This window comes from Pseudomonas frederiksbergensis (assembly GCF_001874645.1).
In the GTDB taxonomy this organism is placed as follows: Bacteria; Pseudomonadota; Gammaproteobacteria; order Pseudomonadales; family Pseudomonadaceae; genus Aquipseudomonas; species Aquipseudomonas frederiksbergensis_B.
In genome coordinates this window covers 5,279,285-5,296,269 of record NZ_CP017886.1, presented here as the reverse complement: position 1 = coordinate 5,296,269, position 16,985 = coordinate 5,279,285, and the positions used below count along the sequence as shown (strand labels likewise).

Here is a 16,985-nt window from a genome sequence, read left to right as displayed (position 1 = left end):
CTCGACCATGTTCGACCGGAAGGTGACGACGCAACCACGGCAAAAACATCGCACCCAGTACCGCCCCAATTCCAACGCAACCGAGCAGCACATTGCGCGGCACTGCCGTGCAACTCTCCCCGCACAATCAATGGCAATAGCGACATCCCGGCACTGGCGGGGCCCACTGCACGTGCCACATTGGTGCCCACACTGCTCAAGGCAATCGCCGCCGGCAACTCGTCACCGGGAACCAATTCTGGGGGCAGGGACGACCATCCCCGACCTCATGCATCCAGGTACCGATATTCGACGCGATACTGGCTAGCCACAAACCGCAGAAAATGCCATGGCGCTAAGAGCTCCAGGTTGAACGGACGGGTGTTGTGACGTGATTGTCGATGGTCTCGCTCATGAGCCGGATCTCGGCTGCAGCCATTTTGCAAACAGACGGGTCACCCGAGACATGAATACATAACGACGCGTCAAACGCTCGCCCAAAGCGAGTCGCCCTGCGCCGCCGATCAACAACGCTCCGAATACAATCACCAGCAACCAGGCAAACTGCCCTTCGCCCAGGCTCCACTCCGGGTGCACCAGCACCAGTGAAACCAACAGCAGGAAAAGGATCGGCAAACTGGCCAGTCGCGTCAGCACCCCAAACGCAATCAGCAGCGGGCAAAACACTTCGGCGAATATCGCCAGCATCAACGTCAAATGCGCTCCAAGCCCAAAGGGATCTTCGATCAGGCCCAGTTCATGCTGGAAGTTCAGCAGCTTGGGCAGACCGTGGACGCAGAGCAACAAGGCTGCGCCCGTGATCCGCAGCCAGAGCAAGGCCCAATCGGCCGGTGTGTTACTGGAAAACGTGGAGGTGGAGATCATGGCCTGACTCTCTGAAAAATCCGTGGCGTGAAGGCCTCTCTCACGATAGCCCTTGGCTGTGACGGCGCAGCGAACTGCGCCGTTGAGCCTCTGTTTTTTTTGCGGCTCACTTGACCTGACGTTGCGGCGCCTTGTGCACCATGGTGTAGGCGTAATCCACGCCCATGCCGTAAGCACCACTGTGTTCCAGTACCAGGCCCATCACTGCGTCGTAAGTCTCTTTGTGCGCCCAGTCACGCTGGTACTCAAGCAACACTTGCTGCCAGGTCACCGGCACCGCACCGGCCTGAATCATCCGCTGCACCGACATGTCGTGAGCTTCTTTGGTGGTCCCACCCGATGCGTCGGTGACGATGTACACCTCGTAGCCTTCGGCCAGCGCTTCCAGTGCCGGGAAGGTCAAGCACACCTCAGTCCACAGTGCGGCCATGATCAGCTTCTTGCGACCGGTGGCCTTCACCGCCTCCACCAGCTTTTTATCTTCCCAAGCGTTCATCGAGGAGCGCTCGATGGGCTGCTGATCCGGAAACACACTGAGCAATTCCGGCCAGATGTAGCCGCTGAAGCTTTCGGTTTCGACCGACGTCAAAATGGTCGGCACGTTGAAAATCTTCGCGGCTTTGGCCAGCGCAACGGTGTTGTTCTTCAAGGTTTGACGGTCGATCGATTGCACGCCGAACGACATTTGCGGCTGGTGGTCGATCAGGATCAGAGCGGAGTTGGTTGGGTTGAGCAATTCACGGATAGACATGGCGTGTTCCTTTTGATGTCGGTGTTCAGGATGAATGAGTTCGATTGACTGCAAGGCTCGGTGCGTACTCTCGTTGGAGGCGGTGCGCTACCGGCTTGGAACCTAATGTAGGCTCTGGATAAAACAGAAACAATCACCTAAAACCCATAATCATTATTTCCAAAATAGGGACAATCTTGGACCGGATCAAATGCATGCGTGCTTTTATGGAAGGTAACGCCCCAAACAGTTCAGTCGTAACAGGCAGACATCGGCCAGGAGCGGCCCCTCAAGGCAACATAATGTGGTGGCATGCATTCTTTCGATGCATGAGAGGAGACATGAAGCGATTTATTCGTCGGAAGACTGAGTCACGAATACGGCCCAATCCGACACCATGGCTTGACGTTTCTCAAACAAATCCCCGCGAAAATAGGCCACCTCCACCTGGTCTTGCCGCACAGGTGCCAAGGCCTGCTCACAGACCTCTCTTGGGTATTCAGTCGACTCCGCCGCCCAAAACAATCGAAAGATGACACTGCGCCCCTAGCCGCTACTAACCAACACAACCACCTTCACTAAAAGCATCGCGAAAAATTCACATCCATAAAATTCAACTGGCGCTTGAGCCTGTCGAACCGCCCCGCTCCAGAGAGACGGATATGTAGTACATCCTGCCATTATCTGCCACTACCAAATCCGGCAATCATCTATAACCATCCTAAATATAAACACAGGAGCAACATAACGTTAATTCACACACTGGAGACATGGACAGCCTGAAAATGTCGACTAAGGTGAGATGACTCCCAACGAAGCATGCATTTCAACGCCGTTGGGGCGAGAAGATTTCAGGGCATTTGCGCAAAGCATGAGCGCACAATTTTTCTGCAAGGAAGCGTACGTCCATGAAAACAACAAAGGGTAGTTCGGACTTCATTACAATAACTGAAGACAGCAAGACATTTTCAACCCTACAGAAAGGTTTCAATCTCCGCTGGCCCCCAAGCACCGGAACGGGCGCTAAGCGAATCTACGTATGCAAAACACCAGAGGAAGTGCTGGACGCTGCGAATGAAGCGCTATCGCAAGACTTTCGGATCACCGTTAGGAGCGGAGCACATTGCTATGAAGGTTTTGTATCAAATCAGTTAAACAACGAAAATTTAGCCATTATTGACGTGGGCGAACTCAAAGGTTTTTCTCATGACGCTGATGGCGAAATTCAGCCTTTATATGAGCATGACAGCCACAAACCCACACAGTATAAATACGCCGCTTTCACAGGCAATCAGAACTGGGACGGCTATGTGGCAATGTATAAACAAAGTGGCAAGACAATACCTGGCGGCTCATGCTACTCCGTCGGGGTCGGCGGTCACATTAGCGGCGGCGGATACGGTTTACTGTCCCGCCTTCAGGGTTTGACCGTCGACTGGGTGACTGGAGTGGATATTTTAATCCCAGACCCAGCCAATAGCGAAAAGATGTTGGTCCCTGTCCACGTCAGCCCAAACTCAAAACTTAAAACACATCGCGAGCTTTTCAAGGCTTGCTGCGGTGCGGGTGGCGGCAATTTTGGCATCATCATTCGATACTACTTCAATGATCTACCCGAGGCCCCACAAAAAGCTTACTGGACAACGCTCTCTTGGGAATGGTCGGACTTCGACAAAATCAGCTTTAGAAAATTCTTGCGCGGCTACTACGCCTGGTTCGCCAAAAACGACTCGAACGCCACCTCCAATATTTTGTCAACAGCAAACGGGGGGCTCTTCACTCTGCTGAAACTTAATCACATCGACTCCAACCCTAAAGTTATTCTGGCCATCCAATACACAGGACGTGATGGCATGGTGGGTGATCATGAGCGAGATGCTCCATTTAACAATTTTCTCTCCGCGATAAACAGCGCAGCGCCAGGCCACGGCAAACTGTATGACGGTTTCGTATTACCAAACATCGCCCCAAGGCCTCATAGCATGGCTGGCAGTACTATAACCAAAGCTTCGCCAGGGCTTCTTATGGACTGGTTTTACATCACCCAGATGATTAATGCATCCGGCAACAACCAAAGAGGCAAATACAAATCCGCCTACCAAGTGGACGATTTTACCGACGTTGAGTGTGATGCGTTTTACGATAACCTCAGCGTTCCCTCTACAGACGGGACCTTCAGTCAATCGCTAGTTCAGATTGACTCTTACGGTGGAAAAATCAATAGCCTTGGTCAAGGGGATACTGCCGTACCGCAGCGCAAATCCTTATTGAAGTCTCAGTATCAAACGTACTGGACCGACCCTGCACAAGATAACGTTCAACTCGCATGGATCAGTAAAATTTACGAAGACGTCTACGCAAGCCAACCTAATAAACGACCTGGCGTCGATGGTCGATATGAAGGTTGCTACATAAACTATCCAGACGTAGACATGTTATTAGTAAACGGCGTACCTAACGACAGTTGGCTTGAGCTTTACTATGGAAACAGGGGATTGGTAGAGGAGTTAATTCTCTTGAAAAACCAGGTAGACCCTAAAAATCTTTTCAGACACCAGATGTCGATTCCGCTGGCACGAGACAGGAAAAGACAATAAAAAACACGCTCGCCCTAGAGGCTGCCACCAGAAGAGCGCAACCGCCAAGTGTCGCGACAACACCTACAGTTTTAGCCAGCATCGACGCGGTGCGCGCTCACGACAGGGTGGCGTGATGGCGTGGCTTTAGATACGAAAAACCCTGCTCTAGCATGGGGCTTCGAGATGAGCATAGATCGCTTATCACATATTCACTCAAAGGATGAACACGATGAGCCGCACCCGCCATATCTGCCTGATGGCGACCTATAACGAGTGGATGAACGCACAGGTTTATGAGGCGGCCAGAAGCCTGCCCGATGAAGAGCTCTCAACGGACAGGAAAGCGTTCTTTGGTTCTATTCTCGGGACTCTGAACCACGTAGCAGCCGGAGATGCAGTCTGGCTAAAGCGATTCGCCAAGCACCCCGCGAATTACTTGGCTCTGGAGCCAATTCGACAGCGTCCTGATCCGAAAAACCTCGATCAATTATTATTCTCTAACCTTCGAGAGCTCTCAGTGCACCGGGAAGAGCTCGATCGGATAATCATCGAATGGGCTCGTTCCATTACAGAGCCCGATTTAGACCACACCCTCAATTACACCAGCATGAAAGGCGTACCCGCTGATAAGAACTTTTATAGCCTGGTCATGCATTTTTTCAACCATCAGACCCATCACCGCGGACAAGTTACTACCTTGCTTTCACAAGCGGGTATCGACGTAGGCGATACAGATCTGGTCGTTCTCATTCCATCCGAGTCCCACACCTAGCAAAAACGCCCAGCACTAGACTGGGCTTTTTCTTGCCCGTACAAACTCCTGAAGCCTCGGAGCTGTGCCCAGGTTTTGGTGCGTCAGAATTATGCCTCTCGGCGGCGTATGATGGAGGTCAACGCTCTTGGGCTCTCGTACTGGCAAGCTGCTGGCTTGAGCGTGGCATGAGACATAACGGATATCGAACTAAACATGATCAGAGCATTTGAAGCACGCGACGTAGAAGCCGTGCTGGACATCTGGTTAAAAGCATCACTGGTCGCCCATGACTTTATTGACGCCTCTTTCTGGCATTCACAAGTCGAGAATATGCGAAGCCTATACATCCCGGCTTCGGAGACCTACGTTATTGAGCAGGAATCAAGAGTGGTGGGCTTCTGCTCGCTGCATGAAAATCAACTTGCCGCTCTGTTCATTGCTCCTGAGTTTCAGGCCAAGGGTTTCGGCAAACAGCTGCTTGCTCATGCCAAAGCCCTGCGAACTGAATTGACTCTTGGGGTTTACAAAAGCAACACCGCCAGCTGTGCGTTTTATTTATCACAAGGTTTTGTTGTGACGTGCGAGCAGACCGATGAACAAACCGGGCACCCGGAGTACCTAATGCGCACCACCGAATGTTGAATGACTGAAACTTCTTGCGGAGCGCGGCGGTTCCGGCCATAGGTTTTCCTGCCTGCCAGAAACTCTTCAGACCCTGCATTTCAATTGAGTAACATTTTTACTGTATCGAAATAAGCTGGACATCTTCCAGCAAAGGACACGGGGCACTCTATGCAGGCCCCCTCATAAGGAATCTAGCGTGCAGGTTTAGCCCTACCCCCTATCACTGCCGTCGACTCCATGCGGTTCCGCCGTGCTCAGCCTGGAGTTAATCGACAGTGCTAGTGACCCCCTCTGACCGTCCCCGGCCCGATCAAGAAGGACGGCAGCTGCCCCAAACCAGTCAGTAGCGACAGACAGAAAGCGGCCACATCCGGGCAGTTCGATAACGCCTGGATTCAAGCCGTGACCGGCAACCTGGCGTTTCTGACGCCCTGCAACCGAATAGAACGTCTTAACCCATGGAGTACACAATATGAGTCTGTCCAAAAAATTGCTTGTTGGTATTGCCTTGACCAGCCTGCTGCTCGGCGGCTGCACCTCAAGAGTCACGGAGAAGGAACAGTACTCAGGGTTTCTTCCCAACTACAACAACCTGCAGGAAGTCACCACCTCCAGCGGCGAGAAGGCCATGCGTTGGGTGACTCCGTCCTGGAACCCGAACGCCTATGACACGGTGGCCTTCAAGCGACTGGAGCTGTACCCGACGCCACAGCCCAATGAACGGGTCAACCGTCAGACCCTGGACCAACTGCAAACCTACATGACAGACAATGCCAAGAGTGTACTGAGCCAAAAGTACCGCGTGGTACCGAACCTTCAATCGGCCCCTGCCGGTTCTCAAGTCCTGATCGTACGCGCCGCGATTACCGGGGTCAGCGCGTCCAACGAAGGCATGAAATGGTACGAAGTGGTTCCGGTCGCGGCCGCGATAGGCGCGACTCAGGCAGCCACCGGCCACCGCGATCAAGAGACCGAGTTGTACATCGAGGCCGAGATGATCGACGCGAGCAACGGCCAGACCGTGGCTAAAGTGGTGCGCAAGGTCTTCGGTGAACAACTGAAAAATGCAAGCCAACAGGTTACCGCCAACGATTTCAAAGCGGCGATCAAGAAGCTGAACAGCGATATGCAGGCATTCATCAAATAGCAATGAAGTGTCGCCCGGTTGAATCCACAGCCAGCAGCTCGGTGATCCACCGGGCCTGCCGGGCGATGTCTTGCACTTTTTCCTCGGGCACGGCCTGCCCCGCCCGGGCGAAGTGGGTCAGGGTCTGCTGTTTCTGGCGCAGCTTGCGCTGCCACTTGACCAGGAACGCCGGGCTGCGTACCTGCATCTGCAGCGGGCCGAAGTACAGCTCCTCGGCGGTGTACATCACCGGCCCGGCGCGCTCGGCGACGATGATTTCATAGTCGAAGCGGTTTTCCCGCAGCACTTCCTCGCAGAGGATGCGGTAGCCATTTTCCATCAGCCATTGGCGCAGTGGCTGCTCGCCGCCGTTGGGCTGCAGGATCAGGCGCTCCTGACCGCTCAGACGCGCCTTGCCGCTGTCGAGGATGTCGCGAATCGTCTCGCCGCCCATGCCGCAGATGCTGATCGCCGTGATCCCGTCTCCCGGCTCGATCGCCGCCAGGCCATTGGCCAGGCGCACGGTGATCCGCTGGTCCAGGCCGTTCTCGCGCACGGTGCGTTCGGCCGAGCGGAACGGCGTCAATGCCACCTCGCCGGCCACCGCCGCCGCGATGGCGCCACGGCGCATCAACGCCACCGGCAGGTAGCCGTGATCCGAGCCGATATCGGCCAGGCGCGCACCTGCTGGCATATGCGCCGCCACGCGCTCCAGGCGCATGGACAATGTCTGTTCGTTCAACTGCAGTTCCTTTTCACCACGAATGTCCGGCACCTTTGACATGAGTGCGAGCGGCCCATAATGCTTGGTGAGGGAAGCAGGGTAAAGCGCTTGCGCGGGTTATGTGATTGACATCCCTGTCGGCGTGCCCTGAGGAAGACAGGGCAATCCGAGCGTGGACTGATACGTCAAGGTCCAAAGCCTACCCGCCGTCATCCGGCGCCTTGTCTGTCGTGATGAGCGTCTCAATGCCCCAATCGACAGGCTGAGGCCAATCCTCTCCAAACATCTCGGCCGGATGCATCGTACGGTCGGAACCATTGCCGCAAGCCAAGGACTTCGCCGGGCAATACCGGTCGCAACCCCAACAGATCCGATCGGGGTGTTTAGGGTTGACGGGGAAGTTCTTGGCCATACCGATCTCCGATCATTGAGAGGCGTTCTCCCAACCTACAGCCCCTGCCCAAAGCCAGCCTTGATGCATATCAAGTTTCCCCCAGACCCGGTTTTACCCAGCATCCCTTGACCGCTCAAGCGGCAGCACAGATGACCCACAGCATCGAACGCGCCCGGCGATTTCGCAAACGTGACTGTAGGTTTTCAAAAAAAATGAGAAAAATGGCAAATAAATGATCCATTTTTTTCATTAACCAACTGTTTTATGTAGAAATTTTAAATCTGGTTGGTGCCGGAAATCGCGCGAACGACCACGTCTATTCGCTGCCGCCAGGGAAACTTGAGCAATGCTCTACATCTGCTAAATATCCATCTACGACAAAACGCGAAACTTAAATCAACGGTAACCATGAATGCGCAATGCACACTACGCACTGCACATTACGCACTGCACATTCACATAACAAAAAAACACAATAAAAAATTAGTAACAGTTACTTATAAACAACCTCGCCGCGAAGAAAATAAACGGGCTTCACTTAAAGAAAGGCATTGCCAGCGCGTTTTTCTATGTTTTAAGATCCAACCCTATCGGCGCGCCGACCTATTTCGGCGCGCAGGTGCTTATGCTCATATGTTGTCAGGAAGAAAAAGTACAGTTACGTGTTAGCACTTTTAAAGGCATGCGCCTGCATTACACTTACATGTTATCCACCGAAAGGTATGCACAGTGTTTATGCTTACGCGTTATCCCGTCACCGAAAGGTGAGGAGCTTTACTACTACGTGTAAAGGATTGTCAGTTCGAGACTCTAGCCGTGCTGGAGATCGCAAAGCCGTTCGTCATCTAAACGAAAAAAAACCAGAAATGAGTCTTAGACTCACTACCTGGCTTTAATAGAAGAGGAGGTTCCAGAATGTAAAACGCGGCCAACCTTGAGGGGTTAAGACCGCGACGAAACAAAAAGCTACTACTGGTGTGGTGCCAGTAGTTTCTTCCTTTTTTTCGTCGCCTGTCAACCCCCTCCCATAACTTCGATTTCAGCGAGGCCACTCGACGGGGAAGTGTTGCCCTTCGAAAGCCTCTAGTCCAATGCACCTGTCGAGCATTGTGCAGTCGCTCGCTCGTGAGGGAGTTACAGATACCAGTACGAAAAGTCGTAACACGAAGATCTAATCACTTCAGGGGATATCACCCATCCCGCAAGAACGGGCTTCCTATTGCCTGGGAATCTCAACTGGAAGCTAGTTTCCTGCGGCTGTTGGAGCTTTCCCCAGATGTTCTCAAGTACGAAGTCCAGCCGTCATTGGAGGTACTGTCCATAGGCAGCTTGGAAACAAAGTACATTCCGGACGTGTGTGTCAGCTTTATAGACGGCACCACCGGATGGTTCGAAGTCAAACCATCGATGCGCCTTCTGAACCATAAGGTGACGCTGAAACTACAAGCGGTTAATGATCACTTCGAAAGAACCGAACGCGTATTTCATGTCGCAACAGAAAAGTTAATTCTTGCAACGCCCATGGCTGATAACCTTTTAACGTTGATGTACCACCGCCGTGGAGCGGATGTAACTGATACGTACGACGAATACCTTAAAGCAGAATTCGAATGTTCCTCCCCTGAGACATTGGCTGACTTGATAGAAATACTAGGTGTGTGGTCCCGGAATGAGGTGGTGCGGATTAATCTTGAAGCGCTCTGGAGTCAGAGTCCAGGCTTCGCAGATCACCCTGAAGGGCGTTCGCCATCTCAGCGCCTTCAGATGTCTGGCAAAGTTGTAGGCCGCAATAAAGGCCAGTGTATGGGCTTTCAGTGCGCCCCAATCCGGATAGTGAAAAGCCTTGATCGTGGCCTCTTTTATCGTGCGATTCATGCGCTCGACTTGGCCGTTAGTCCACGGGTGGTAGGGCTTGGTCAGTCGGTGCTTGATACCGTGCTCATGGCAGACACGATCAAAGATATGCCCGCCGAAACGGTGAGTAGCCCCGCTTCGGTACCTGGGCTGCTCAGTAAACGCAGCTCCGTTATCAGTCAGCACCGTATGAATTTTGTACGGAAAGGCATCAACGACTTCCCGCAAAAAAGCTGCGCCATTACGTTTCGTCGCCGCATCGAAAAAAGCCACATAGGTGAATTTGGTGACTCGATCGATAGCGACGAACAGATGCCGTTTACCATGCTCCAGGCGTAGCTCGGAACTATCGATGTGCAGATACCCCATCTCAACCGGTGAAAACTTTCCGCGCTTGGTTTCGTTGGTGCTGCTGGCCCGTCGGCTGATGCCATGACGAACTAGGCAACGGTGCAGGGCGCTGCGACTCAGTTGGGGAAGGCTCTCGTGAAGATGTCCCAGCATGTCGTCCAATGGCAGCATCGTGCGACGACGGAAGTCGACCACCATTGCCTCTTCCGACACAGTGAGGCAGGCACTACTGGGCTTGGCAGGCCCCATTCGTGAGTCTTGGGTTGTTGAGCGAGCTCGCCACTTGGCAACAGTTTTCACGTTCAATCTGTAGCGAGTGGCAAGCTTTCGATTCGACTCTTGCGACGCTTGGAGCTCGGCTCTAATTCGCGGCGTCGTTCGGGCTGAGCCATGGATACGTCCTTCCAAAATGCATCCTCCTTTTGAGGGGTTAAGGATGCACCATGACTTTCCGGGACTGAACACCTAGCAGGTCAGTCAGCAAGGGATCGTGGGGAAGTGACATAGCGATCAAGGAAAGAGAAATCACTTACGTCGGCGTCGTTGAACCAGAGCTTGCGCCCTTCAGGTGTGCTACCGCTTCCCCGACCTGAGCCGTAGAGCGACGACGCCAAGGCAGCCCGAGTAAATTCCACCATCTTTCGCAGCTTCGCTTCAGACTGAGTCACAAACCCCAAGGGCACATTGTACCGGTCGGCACTCGGCACCACCCATTGGTATGTTGCCGCGCCGAAGAACCCTGGGATCAGTAAAATTTCGAAGCATTCCTGCTTGGGCTGGTATGTTCCTAGGAACACACGGCTGAAACCCGCATCGAGCAGATGGCGTGCACGCTTGACGAGCCCATCCCTGTTCTCGTCTTGGCGACAGGGCGCAATGGCGACGACTTCCAGCGTTGTACCCAAGCCCTCCTTGAGCTCGGCCTGGATATCGTCGATGAGGTCACGAACCAGGCTAGTGCGCCCCCATAGTTCGGAGTCCGGGATCACCCAGAAGATGGCCGCTGGCCGCTCGGTGTTCGTCGTCCTCTTGAATGCCGCGAGCGCCTTACTCAGCCCATTCAAAAGGCGCGACCGGCATTTTGGCATATAGGGAGCGCCAAGAAGCGCCTGGCTCTTCCCGGCGTCGTACACTTCGCCGTTCACCTGTCCATGCACATCGTGTACATACCGCCCGAAGTCGATTACTTGGTCTTTGCGCAGGCCCATTTGCCCATTGGGCTTAATCAATACGCTCCTCTCCCCACTGATCGGCGGTGTCAGCAGATACCGCGTGAGCAGCTCATCGTCGAAGAGCTCGATGAAGGCACGCAGGTGGTTGGTCCGGGTTGAGAGGGCGGCGATCCGGTCGGATGTCAGGGTCCGCACCTGCGAGCGCAGAGACTCAGGAAGAAGTTCAAGCTGGGTGTCGATTTCAAACGCGACGTTGCCCTCGACATCGACTTCGAAGTGGACAGGAAGTGGCACACTGAATGGGCGCCCGGCGCGGATCTCGTCCACTTTGTAGCAAGCGTAAGCCCGCCGGTTTTCATCTTCCTGTTCGAAGCGTTCGATGTCGTGGAAGTGTTTGTGAAACGCTGCCTCCGCCCTATCAATGGTTTTGCCTACAGCGGGATCGTCGGTGTTCCACTTCAGTTCCAAAGCGTTGTCCCAGTAGCTGCTCGATAGCGCCTTGGGCAGTGGCGTGTAACTCAATAGCTCAAAGACGGGGCGGCTTTGCCGCTCGGCGATTCTTGTGAAACGCGGCATTCCGTCTGATGACCCCGCGAAGCGCGATTCGGCATAGGAGGTCAACGAGATACGGCCGTTGATCTCGCCGACGAGGCCTTCTTCTCGTAAGAGTTCAAGCAGATTCCGTACCTCGCCCGCGGAGAGGCCGAAGTACTCCCGTAGTGCGCCGACCTCCAAGGGACCGCTCAGGTGCAGTAAGCGCACCGCGAAGTCCGTCATGACTGGCACCTGACGGTCGACGGAGACATGACAGCGTACGTTGAAAAGCTGCGCAGGAATCGCAACTGCGATGGTATTGAAACGCTCACGCATTGGACAGGCTCCGCTTCAGTTCCTTGGATGGCACAAACAGGGCCAGGTGTCTCTCTGCGAGGCGTTCGACTTCATCGAGCACGCTTTTCATCGGCGTGGCCGCCCGAGTCCGCCACATCGAGGAGGAACTGACGATCACCAGTCGGTCCTTCGATCGAGACATGGCCACGTTGATGCGCTCCGGATCGCTCAAAAAGCCAATGTTCTCGCTGGTGTCGTTGCGCACCACCGAGAGTATGATGATGCGGTTTTCCTTGCCTTGGTAGCTGTCCACTGTACCGACTGAGAAGCAGTGACGAAGCCCGGACGCCCATTCAGCCTGCTCGAGCTTATTTCGGATTAGGTCCCGCTGAGCGGAGTACATGGCGATGACCCCGATGATGGGCTCATGGTCACCGTCCTTCTTCTGAACCTGTTCCAGGAACCTAGCAGACGTAAGGATTGCCCGAATCACTTCCACGACGGCCAAGGCTTCCTGCTCGTTCATGAGCGCACCTTCATGGGTGCCAGCCGAGCGGTGGAAGGCCTCGCGTCCCTGATCTTGGGTGTCGACCCACACTACCTGCGAGGCGAGGAATGCTGGCAGCTTCTCGTACTCTGCTCCCGGAGGAGTACGTCCAACCTCAAGTGCATCTCCGTAGAAGCAATGCGACACGAGTCGGTTGATGTGCTCCGCCATACGGTACTGCACACGCAATGTTCTTCCCACCGACTGGCCGTAATTCGATGAGAACGCACGTTGGAAATTGTTCATCCGCCGGAAGTCCTTGCGCGGCATTCCCAGTAGGGCCGACGCTTGGTCCTCAACAGCGCGGGGGTACGAAGGCGGCAATTGTAGGTGATCGCCCACCAGTAGCACGCGCTTTCCCGCCTGCATCGCGACGACGAGCTCCATTGGCGATGCCCGCGCGGCCTCGTCGACGATTACCCAGTCGTAAGGAACTTCCGTAATACCCAGCGCCTGCTTTCCAACGCCTACGCAGGTGCCCGCCACAATGCTGGAGCTGCGAGCGAGAAACGCGGTGTAGTTAGAGCGCGGGCTACGTAGCACCTGGGAGAATTCCGTAGAAAGGAGAGCAATCTGTTCCAGGCGAGCGCACTTAGCCGGGCTCGGCGAACCGTGCTGGTGAGCCAAGGATTCAAGTTTCTGGCCCAGCAGATCGCGTAAATTGGCTGCGTCGTCGCTGGTCGATGCGTGGATGCCGAACTGGCGCTCCGCGACCTCGACGAACACTTGCCTGAGCCGCCGCAGATGCTCCTTAGCCGAGGGGTCCTTACCATCGGCCTCGTCTATGGTGCATATGAGGCGGTCAATACTTTGGAGCAACGGGCCCAGTGTGATGTGAAGCTTCGTCGCGGAACGCACGTAGCCTTCCGGAAGCCCCATGGCCACGCCCACCGCTCGGACACGATCCATGCTTTCCGCGTCAAAGCTCTCGCGGTAGCGCTGACGTAACGAATCCTCTTGGACATTACGGAGTCCGGGCGAAACCATCGATTGCAGACCGACGCGCACCATGGGCACATCCATACTCGACGCACGCAGCGAACCCGCCACCTTGTCCATGACATTGTTCACGGCCTCATGCGATTGGCTGACCAGCAAGATGTTATGAGCCAGCCCTCGCGACAGCAGCAGGTGTACAAACGACGCGATGAACTTGGTCTTCCCTGTTCCTGGCGGTCCCTGCAACAGTGAAACCGGGCCATAAGACAGAGCGATCCGCAAGGCCTCTTCCTGGGAGGAGTTAAGGTCGTAGTTGCTGAGGTCACCCAGATCAACCGCGACATTGCGCTTCGGCATTCGCTCAGTGTCTGGATCGAAGTAGTCAACAAGCGAAGGTATGAGGCCACCGCCCGCAAGTACCCGCTTCATCGCCGCGACCCGCCGTTCAGACGCCACCTTTTCGAAGGTACCGCGCACGTGCATGACGTCTCCCGTTTTCGGCGAGAACCGCATGTTTTTGGCACGCACTCGCATCACGTCGCGTCCGAGGTCGGGTGAGACCCAGCCAACAGTAAACCAGCGCTCGCTGCCGTCAGTAGCGTCCACGCCGCGCTCCAGTAGTTCGATTTCTTCGCCCTCAGAGAAATCGAGCACGCCCCCCTCGCAGTCGAAGGGGATGAGCCACTCGTCGCTATCCGGCGAGAATTGCTTCGCCCCATTCCGCACCGTGATCTTAGTGACGTTCATTTCATCGGTGTCGGATAGTGCGGTCCAGAGTGCTGTTGCCGATACCCTTTGATAGGGTGCACGCTCGGACTGACGGGCGTAAGGGTCGGCACCGAGAGCGACTGCTTCGTTACCTTCCAGATCATCCGGAACGTTCGCGCAGTAGAGCTGGTACAACCAATCGGCCAGCAATGCGACGTTAACCTCTTCCGCAAAGGAGACATGAATCTCACCATTTAGCGAGAACATCTTGCGCCGGTGGGCGCTGACGAACTCGATGTGGTCGATTTCCTTAACTGCGCAGTCAAGTACAGCGTCCTCTTCCGGGTCGTACTTGATGTAAAGTTCTTGCCGCATCCCTACGACGTTGAATCGAACGTGTCCAGTCTCGGTATGCCGGGTCGCGCGCACCGAGTACTCGCCATTGTTGGAGACCAGGTCCAACGACGAAGTATCACTGCGGCCGCGAGGCCTTAAGACTGCCTGGAAAGTCGAGATTGAGCGCTGTTTCGGGTGAAGTTCGTCCTGCAGTGTCTCGGCCAGCAGGTCTAGCGGCGGCAGTGTATCCACTAGCTCGATGGCTCGATTCACGTCGTTTCGCGTGCCCGCGAAATCCTCAGGCAACAGTGTCAGTACAAGCGTACACACGGCAAACGCGTCACGGTAAAGCGGGGATGCGCTCTCCAGAGCCGGCGGCACCGTACCAAGCGTTACTCCTTCATCACCATCGGCGCTTAGGTCTGGAATGTCCACCAACACGATCTGTGGCAGCTGCGCCTCTGCCGTCTGCGAAACGATGATGTTGTCCGCTTTTACGTCGCCGTGGGACAGTCCCAAGATGTGGAGGCGCTGCACAGCGTTGAGCACAGCGTGCGCGACGAGCGCGCGATGACGCCCCTCTGGGTTACTTGCCAGCCAATCGGTGAGCGTCTGACCCTCAGTCCATCGCGTAACGAGCATCAGGCCAAACATGCTCAAGCCAAAATCCAAAACTTCTGGGGCGGCGTCGAACCCTGACTGTCGCATGGACCTAGCTTGCTGGAGGAACGCAAGCAACCTTAGATTGCGCGCTAGATACTTCGGGTCGTACTTGAGCTGTGGCCAGCACTTGACCAGTACTCGGTCACCGTTCTGCTCTGACTCATAAACCATCTTGGAAGGCGTAGACAAGATCATTTGCTTAGGCGTGAGGGTAATCGGGCTGGCATCGGTCTCGTAGCCCTCGAAGTCTTCGGCGCAGACGTCCGGCCCAGCATCGACGGCCAAACAAGCATTCAACGCGTCGAGTGCCTCGGAAGCGTTGCGGTATCGCGTTTTAGGATCCAGGTCCATAGCTTTGGCGTACCAAGGTGCCAGCGCTGGTACGCCGAGAGTGACTGTGTCGTCGTAGACCGGCACATTGTCGAGACGCTCTAGTTCGTGGCCCTCCAGCATCTCATAGACTAGTACCCCCAGCAGGAACATGTCGCGAGCGAAGGGATCAGCAGAACGAGCCTGCGCAGCGACGCCTTCATCCTCCGGCAGTTCGATGGATCCGGTCTCTAGCTCGAGGCGATGAACGCCTACGGTCTGGGCTTGCGGGACGCGTGCGGCAGCGAACGTCGATAGGATCACACGGGCCGGTTCGAGCACCCACAGCGTGCGTTTGGTAATGTCGCGATGAGCAATTCCCAATGCGTGTAGTTTCGAGAAGCGTGCCAGGATACTTTTTGCCAGCAAGCGCCGGTCTTGCTCGTTGTTGCTGTTGCGGTCTAGGTGCTCGGAGAGACGCGCAATGCCAGTGGGAAGACGGTACGCCTCGACGAAGTTGGTGGTGATGTCGTCTGCCGTCGCGGACCCGATCGGTTCTAGCAGGTCTTCATGCAGCTCGGGTGCTTGGACGCGCAGCGTCTCGTTCAAGCGCAGCTCGCGAAGGCCGATGGTCTGTCGCTCGACGGTAGACGTGCCGCCGCCGGCGAGCTCTTCGAAATTCCACTTTCGCAGCAACGCTTTTGAGCTTCGGCTCTCTTGGTGCTCAGCCAAGAACTCCGACCAGATTTTTCGGGGATGGATGTAGTCAGCCTGGTCATCGATCTGCTCAAAGCCATGCAGCACGGTGCGACGTTTGAGCACCGCCGGGTTGGAAGTGGAAAAGATGGCGTTGTACTGCTGCCGCTGCGGCAAGGGGTCCGCGGACCGATAGCTCCACGTCGGCGGGATGTCGGGGAAGCGTTTGTTGTAGCGTGTCGCGTCGGAGGCCGCATGCACGAAGTCCGGGAGCATTGCAACGAAGCGGCGCTGCTCGTCCGGGAAGTTGATTAACCGGCACTTGGGGTGGCACAGCACCACCAGCGACTCAATGAAGGGCAGCTTCAGGGAGGAATTCTTCGCCTGAATGAACTGCCTTAAGGCGCGGGCTTTATTGTCTGTGGTATCGACCGGTGAGGGCATGGGATCGCCGCGATGGAGCCACTGACCGGACGAATACGAGATGTCGCCGGACCAGTTCTTCAACTCGACCACGAGGATTCGATTGGTTGTCAGCAGCAGCAGATCAATATCCAGCGGCTGCTTGGAGCCTCGCGTTACCAACCGAAATGCTGCGTACGCACCCCATTCGCGGGGTAACTTCGCTTCGAGCTCGCGCAAGGCGGCATGCTCGACCTCCAGGACACCCTTGGGGCTGAGATAGTTGATGCGCAAAGTTGAGATCTCCCTATCCTGATTTATTCGCCAGCCGTCTACATTGGACGGTTCACCCGACTCTCGAATTGTGCCATCACGAACTCGA

At 55.3% G+C, this 16,985-nt stretch carries 12 protein-coding genes and 1 pseudogene; 5 read left to right on the top strand and 8 right to left on the bottom strand.

Going from position 1 to position 16,985, the window contains the following annotated elements:
- Positions 1-19: 19 nt before the first annotated feature.
- The 3 genes and pseudogenes from BLL42_RS25450 to BLL42_RS25440 all read right to left on the bottom strand — a co-directional run.
- Positions 20-257, bottom strand: a pseudogene (locus BLL42_RS25450) (MFS transporter); the annotation flags it as partial.
- Positions 258-390: 133 nt separating this feature from the next.
- Positions 391-864 carry a DoxX family protein gene (locus tag BLL42_RS25445; RefSeq protein WP_071555283.1) on the bottom strand — a complete coding sequence of 158 codons (474 nt, stop codon included), beginning with the start codon at positions 862-864 and terminating at the stop codon, positions 391-393.
- 106 nt (positions 865-970) lie between these two features.
- Positions 971-1,615 (bottom strand): hydrolase, encoded by a 645-nt coding sequence (locus tag BLL42_RS25440; RefSeq protein WP_071555282.1) that lies wholly within the window; start codon positions 1,613-1,615, stop codon positions 971-973.
- An 887-nt stretch (positions 1,616-2,502) separates the two neighbouring features.
- Here BLL42_RS25440 and BLL42_RS25435 point away from each other — a divergent pair.
- The 5 genes from BLL42_RS25435 to BLL42_RS25415 all read left to right on the top strand — a co-directional run bounded on the left by BLL42_RS25435 (position 2,503) and on the right by BLL42_RS25415 (position 6,698).
- Positions 2,503-4,191 carry an FAD-binding protein gene (locus tag BLL42_RS25435; protein ID WP_071555280.1) on the top strand — a complete coding sequence of 563 codons (1,689 nt, stop codon included), beginning with the start codon at positions 2,503-2,505 and terminating at the stop codon, positions 4,189-4,191.
- Positions 4,136-4,321 (top strand): DUF3761 domain-containing protein, encoded by a 186-nt coding sequence (locus tag BLL42_RS30815; RefSeq protein ID WP_081427367.1) that lies wholly within the window; start codon positions 4,136-4,138, stop codon positions 4,319-4,321. Before BLL42_RS25435 ends, BLL42_RS30815 begins: the two co-directional genes overlap by 56 nt.
- Positions 4,322-4,402: 81 nt before the next feature.
- Entirely contained in the window at positions 4,403-4,945 is a 543-nt protein-coding gene (locus BLL42_RS25425) for a DinB family protein (protein ID WP_071555278.1), read from the top strand.
- A gap of 195 nt (positions 4,946-5,140) precedes the next feature.
- Positions 5,141-5,569: an N-acetyltransferase gene (locus tag BLL42_RS25420; protein WP_071555277.1), complete on the top strand. Its 429-nt coding sequence runs from the start codon at positions 5,141-5,143 to the stop codon at positions 5,567-5,569.
- 454 nt (positions 5,570-6,023) lie between these two features.
- Positions 6,024-6,698, top strand: a complete 675-nt coding sequence (locus BLL42_RS25415) for a DUF3313 domain-containing protein (protein ID WP_071555275.1) — start codon at positions 6,024-6,026, stop codon at positions 6,696-6,698.
- On the opposite strand, the gene BLL42_RS25410 is transcribed toward BLL42_RS25415, so the two are convergent.
- From BLL42_RS25410 to BLL42_RS25390, 5 genes are all read right to left on the bottom strand, one after another.
- Positions 6,691-7,419: a tRNA (adenine(22)-N(1))-methyltransferase gene (locus BLL42_RS25410; protein WP_330220778.1), complete on the bottom strand. Its 729-nt coding sequence runs from the start codon at positions 7,417-7,419 to the stop codon at positions 6,691-6,693. The genes BLL42_RS25415 and BLL42_RS25410 overlap by 8 nt on opposite strands.
- A gap of 181 nt (positions 7,420-7,600) precedes the next feature.
- Positions 7,601-7,813, bottom strand: a complete 213-nt coding sequence (locus BLL42_RS25405) for a DUF3079 domain-containing protein (RefSeq protein WP_071555271.1) — start codon at positions 7,811-7,813, stop codon at positions 7,601-7,603.
- A gap of 1,632 nt (positions 7,814-9,445) precedes the next feature.
- Positions 9,446-10,408: an IS481 family transposase gene (locus tag BLL42_RS25400; protein ID WP_081427366.1), complete on the bottom strand. Its 963-nt coding sequence runs from the start codon at positions 10,406-10,408 to the stop codon at positions 9,446-9,448.
- A 65-nt stretch (positions 10,409-10,473) separates the two neighbouring features.
- On the bottom strand, positions 10,474-12,042 hold the full coding sequence (locus tag BLL42_RS25395) for a hypothetical protein (RefSeq protein WP_071555267.1): 1,569 nt from the start codon (positions 12,040-12,042) through the stop codon (positions 10,474-10,476).
- Positions 12,035-16,897, bottom strand: coding sequence for an AAA domain-containing protein (locus BLL42_RS25390; protein WP_071555265.1), 4,863 nt, complete (start codon positions 16,895-16,897; stop codon positions 12,035-12,037). Before BLL42_RS25390 ends, BLL42_RS25395 begins: the two co-directional genes overlap by 8 nt.
- Positions 16,898-16,985: the final 88 nt, after the last annotated feature.